Below are 4,580 nucleotides of genomic sequence, written 5' to 3' on the forward strand. Positions count from 1 at the left end.
GGTCGGGTCGCGCCGTCGCTCAGCTGGGCGCCGTGGCGTCACAGGCGGGGGTCCCCGTCAGCCTGCACGGCACCGGTGGGGCGTGGATCGTCGTGGGCGAACATGGCGATCCCGACACGGTTCGGGCGTCGGTGCGTCACTCGCTCGACCGCAAGGTGTGCAACACGCTCAACTGTCTCGCGATCGTCCGATCCCGCGTCGACTCGGCGATGCCCGCCGCGCTGGCCGGCGTCCGAGATGCGGCCGAGGAGCGCCAGACTCACGCTCGGTTGCACGTGGTCGAGGGGAGCGAGCGGTACATACCGTCGGAGATGTTCGACACGATCGTCGCGATCGATCGGGCCGACGGCACGTCGGACGAGCCGCTGGCGTCGCCGCTCGCCGAGTCCGAACTCGCGACCGAGTGGGAGTGGGAGAACAGCCCCGAGCTGACCCTCGTGGTCGTCGACAGCATCGACGAGGCGGTCGGCCTGTTCGACCGCTACAGCCCGCACTTCGTCGCATCGATGATCAGTACCGATGCCGATGAGCACGAGCGGTTCTATGCCTCGATCGACGCCCCGTTCGTGGGGGATGGTTTCACCCGCTGGGTCGATGGCCAGTACGCGCTCGACAAGCCCGAACTCGGTCTGTCGAATTGGCAGGGTGGGCGGATGCTCGGACGTGGTGGAATCCTCTCGGGCGACAGCGTCCACACCGTCCGCTACCGAGCGACCGTGACCGACGCATCCACGCGCCGCTGACGAAATGCACCGCCTGGTCCTCGCCGCCGTGACGTCCCTCGGCGTGTTGTCCGCCTGCGCCGGCGCGTCCTCGGACCCGACCGCAGTCGCCCGCGACGCGACCCCCACCGCGCCGAGTACGCCCGAGCACACCGATCCGGACGAGCACATCGATTCGGATGAGGATGCCGATTCGGACGACGGAGCCGACGATGAGGCCGAGGAGAGCTCGGACGACGGGGAGCCCGCGTCGCCGAGCCTCTCCGTCGGGGACGCGTTGTTCCCGGAGCTCGGTTCGACGGACGTCGACGTGCAGACCTACGCCGTCGCCCTCGACGTCCCGCCCCCGAACTCGGCGACGGCCGGATCGGACGACGCGATCGAAGCGAACGTGACGATTCTGGCGAGCGTCCGTACCGGTGTCGGGGTGCTCGCCCTCGACGCGGTCGACCTGGACATCGACCGCGTCACGGTCGACTCGGTGACCGCGCCGTTCGAGGTCGGCGAGACCAAGCTCCACATCGAACTCCCGGAGGACCGCTCCGAGACGGTCGTCGCGGAGATCGACTACTCGTTCGTCCCCGAGCCGGAACGCACCGAGTACGGCCTCGAGATCGGCTGGCAATCCGGCGCCGACGGACAGTCGTACGTCCTGAACGAACCCGACGGAGCGCGCACGTGGATGCCGGCCAACGACCATCCCTCGGACAAGGCCCGATGGCGATTCGACGTCTCGGTCGATCCCGACCTCGCCGCCGTCGCCAACGGCTCGCTCGAACGGCGAGGCGATGCCGCGGGCGAAGGTGACGGGGTCTGGGCCTGGGAACAGACCGAGCCGATGTCGACCTACCTGGTGCAGATGATCATCGGGGACTACGACGTCATCGACGGGACATCGGTCTCCAGCGTCGATGGGGCCACCATCCCGCTGACGCACGTCGTCCCGGCCGGGGAAGGAGAACGCTTTGCGACATCGATCGATTCGATCGCCGACCAGCTCTCGTTCTTCGAGGACTACTTCGGTCCGTACCCGCTCGATCGCTACGGGCTCGCGTTCGTCGACGGGCTGAACGGTTCGGCGATGGAGACGCAGGGACGTTCGATGTTCGGCGAGGCCGACTTCCCGACGGGACCGAACGTTGGCCCGGCGTTCTTCCCGCAGTTGCTGCTCAGCCACGAGCTGGCGCACCAGTGGTTCGGCAATGCCGTCAGTCCCGCGATGTGGACCGACATCTGGCTGAACGAGAGCTTCGCCACATACGCGCAATGGTTGTGGCTCGACCACATCGGGCTGCAGCCGATCGACAGCTACGCCGACGCGATGCTTCAACAGCGTCAGAGCGGAACCGGCTCGACCGGACATCCGACTGCCGACAACCTGTTCGGCTTCAACAGCTACGACGGTGGTGCCGTCGTCGCCCACGCGCTGCGGTCGGAGATCGGCGATGATGCATTCTTCGGGCTGTTGAAGGACTGGGTCGCCGAGAACGACGGAACCTCCCGATCGACCGACGACTTCATCGCGCTCGCCTCGGGGGTAGCCGGAAGAGACCTGGACGACTTCTTCGACACCTGGTTGTTCGCCGACGCGCTGCCGGCCCAGTACCCATGACGTCGTCACCACCGCCGTGGGGGCCGCCGACCACGCCGATCGGCCAGCCCGCGTTCGTCACGACGGCGACTCCGGCTCACCCGACACTGCCACTCGCGCCCGGCATCGGTGCGCTCGTGGTGCTCGCAGCATCGCTCGTCGCCTCGAAGTACCTGCTCGACCTCGTCGTGGACTTCGAGTGGCCGGTCGCCGTGTATGTCGCGCTGCTCGCGGTTGCCGGCTACGGACCGTCGGTCGCGTGGTGGTGGTACGCCACCGATCGATGGGGGAGCGGACGCCGCCTCGATGACGTCGGTGCCCGTCCGCGATGGACCGACCTCGCCTGGGGTCCGTTGATCTGGATCTGCACCGTCGTGGTCCAGACCGTCATCGGTGTCGTCGTGCTCGCTCTCGACGTGCCGGTGACGAACAACACCGACGATCTCGGCGAGCTCGCATCCGATCGCACCTATGCGGTGGCGATCATCATCACGGCGGTGGTCGCCGCCCCGCTGGTCGAGGAGCTGGTCTTTCGCGGCATCGTGATGCGCAGCCTGTGTTCGACCATGCCGGGTGTTGCCGCCGTCGTCGTCCAGGGCGTCCTGTTCGGAATCGTGCACGTCGATCCGGTCCGTGGCGCGGGAAACCTCGGCCTCGTGCTGATTCTGTCCGGCGTCGGCATCTCGTTCGGGACCGCCGCGTACCTCCTGCGCCGAATCGGTCCGACCATCGTCGCTCACGCGATCTTCAACGGTGTCGTGATGCTGCTGTTGCTGTCCGGCGTCCGCGACCGGATCATCGAGGACAATCCGGACCTGTTCGACGGCCGCGCCGCGACCTCCGTGGTCGAACGTCGGTCAGCTGCCGAAGAGGTCGCGGTTGTCGATCAGGCGGACATCACCGAACCAGACGGCCGTCGCGATCCGCGGACGTGCGTGTGAACCGTCGGGAGCGGTGAGACGGGTGACAGCGTCGAGCTCGGCGAGCGTTCCCGGGTCGAAGACGGTCGAGTACTCCAGCCGGGCGAGCGGTTCGTCCTCGATGACGCGGAGCGCTGCCGCAGTGACCGAACCGGCGGTGGCTTCGTCCCGGGCAGCTGCCTCGCAGGCGGCATCGAGTGAGCGGGGCACGCACCTCGCAGCGTCACGTTGGTCCGCTGTGAGTCGGACGTTCCGGCTCGACAGGGCGAGCCCGTCGTCCTCGCGCACGATCGGGTGACCGATGATCTCGATACCGAGGTCGAGGTCGGCGGACATCGCGGTGATGATCGCGAGCTGCTGGAAGTCCTTCTGCCCGAAGATGGCGGCATCGGGTCGGACCGCACCGAACAGCTTTGCCACGACGGTCACGACACCCTCGAAGTGTCCGGGACGCCCCGGACCCTCCATCTGCTCGGCGAGCGCACCGGGAACGACCCGCGTCTGGAACCGCTCGGGGTACATCGTCCGGGCGGTGGGGGCGTACACGACCGCCACGCCGGCGGATTCGCACGCGGCCACGTCGGCATCGATCGGACGCGGATAGCTGTCGAAGTCGGCGGCTTCGTTGAACTGCAGCGGGTTGACGAAGATCGACACGACCACCTCGTCGCACCGACGTTGGGCGTCGGCGATCAGCGCCAGATGGCCGGTGTGCAGGGCTCCCATGGTCGGGACGAACCCGATCGTGCGTCCGGACCGGGTGTGCGCACGTGACCAGGCGCGCATCTCTGCCGGGTCGGTCAACGTCAGCATGAGTCGAGCGTATGCGGACACAGGTCGCGCCACGCCGGGGCGTCCCCGATCGCTGTCGCGGTGATCACTGCGTGCGTGCACGCGGCGGCGAAGACATCGGCCGCCGCCTCGAGGATCTGGTTGAGTGCTCCGACCCTGCCCTCGTCGTGTCCCGGCAGCGCGACGCCCCCGGTGGCGAGCGTGAAGACGGTGTCGCCGTCGGTCATCGAATGTGCTGGACGGATCGCTCGAGCGAGACCGTCGTGAGCAACGGACGCGACCTTCGAGCACTCGGCCTTGTCGAGCCGCGCGGTCGTTGCGACCACTCCGATCGTCGTGTTCAGCCCGACGGTCGGAGGAGCGGCCAACGCGTCGTGGACGGCTCGGCGTTGGGTGGCGGACGGGCGCTTCATCGCCAGACCGCCGCGCTCCCACGGTAGACCGGTGGATCGGTCGATCGGGGACCCGTGCGCGTTGACGACCGCGATCGCTCCGACGCACACGTCGACCCCGGCGATCGTGATCGTCACGCTCGCGGTCCCGACTCCACCCTGG

Annotated in this window: 4 protein-coding genes and 1 pseudogene; 3 read left to right on the plus strand and 2 right to left on the minus strand. The window is 68.1% G+C overall.

All coding sequences use genetic code 11. The features are described from left to right. The 3 genes and pseudogenes from WBV89_RS09115 to WBV89_RS09125 all read left to right on the plus strand — a co-directional run. Positions 1 to 743 (plus strand): annotated as a pseudogene (locus WBV89_RS09115) (aldehyde dehydrogenase family protein); the annotation flags it as partial. Between the two features lie 4 nt (positions 744 to 747). After that, positions 748 to 2,334, plus strand: a complete 1,587-nt coding sequence (locus WBV89_RS09120; RefSeq protein ID WP_423981024.1) for a M1 family metallopeptidase — start codon at positions 748 to 750, stop codon at positions 2,332 to 2,334. Further along, positions 2,331 to 3,254, plus strand: coding sequence for a lysostaphin resistance A-like protein (locus tag WBV89_RS09125; protein WP_423981025.1), 924 nt, complete (start codon positions 2,331 to 2,333; stop codon positions 3,252 to 3,254). Before WBV89_RS09120 ends, WBV89_RS09125 begins: the two co-directional genes overlap by 4 nt. On the opposite strand, the gene panC is transcribed toward WBV89_RS09125, so the two are convergent. Both panC and WBV89_RS09135 read right to left on the minus strand, forming a co-directional pair. Next, positions 3,171 to 4,046, minus strand: a complete 876-nt coding sequence (gene panC / locus WBV89_RS09130; RefSeq protein WP_423981026.1) for a pantoate--beta-alanine ligase — start codon at positions 4,044 to 4,046, stop codon at positions 3,171 to 3,173. The genes WBV89_RS09125 and panC overlap by 84 nt on opposite strands. Further along, a partial coding sequence (locus WBV89_RS09135) for a P1 family peptidase (protein ID WP_423981027.1) occupies positions 4,040 to 4,580 on the minus strand: 541 nt, incomplete at its 5' end. The genes WBV89_RS09135 and panC, both read right to left, overlap by 7 nt.

The sequence above is a fragment of the Ilumatobacter sp. genome (assembly GCF_049588435.1).
In the GTDB taxonomy this organism is placed as follows: domain Bacteria; phylum Actinomycetota; class Acidimicrobiia; order Acidimicrobiales; family Ilumatobacteraceae; genus Ilumatobacter_A.

Excerpts from the sequence above, each read along its gene's own strand:
- WBV89_RS09120 (WP_423981024.1), top strand. The coding sequence starts at position 748 with ATGCACCGCCTGGTCCTCGCCGCCGTGACGTCCCTCGGCGTGTTGTCC.
- panC (WP_423981026.1), bottom strand. The coding sequence starts at position 4,046 with ATGCTGACGTTGACCGACCCGGCAGAGATGCGCGCCTGGTCACGTGCG.
- WBV89_RS09125 (WP_423981025.1), top strand. The coding sequence starts at position 2,331 with ATGACGTCGTCACCACCGCCGTGGGGGCCGCCGACCACGCCGATCGGC.